Source organism: Neisseria sp. P0021.S006, assembly GCF_051956895.1.
Window position 1 is genome coordinate 1 of sequence record NZ_JBQCWZ010001277.1, and the last position, 440, is coordinate 440.

Sequence of the window (440 nt, forward strand, 5' to 3'; positions counted from 1 at the left end):
GACCTACAACTTCTGCGTCGTGGTGGACGACTACGACATGGGCATTACCCACGTTATCCGCGGCGACGATCATGTGAACAACACCCCGAAACAAATCAACATCTTAAAAGCCATCGGCGCAAACCTGCCCGAATACGGCCACCTGCCGATGATTCTCAACGAACAAGGCAAAAAAATCTCCAAACGCAGCGGCGATACCGTTGCCATTACCGATTTCGGCGCAATGGGCATCCTGCCCGAAGCCATGCTCAACTATCTAGCACGCTTGGGCTGGGCGCACGGCGATGATGAATTCTTCACGATGGAACAATTCATCGAATGGTTTGATTTGAAAGACGTTTCCCCATCCCCAAGCCGTATGGACTTGAAGAAACTCTACTGGATTAACGGCGAACACATCAAAATCACCGCCAACGAAAAACTGGCCGAAATGGTGAAAC

The 440-nt window shown here is 50.7% G+C and carries 1 protein-coding gene; it reads left to right on the forward strand.

What is annotated here, in order from left to right; translation table 11 throughout:
• On the forward strand, nt 1-440 hold a 440-nt coding region (locus ACTHUM_RS19865; protein WP_440403988.1), incomplete at both ends, for a glutamate--tRNA ligase.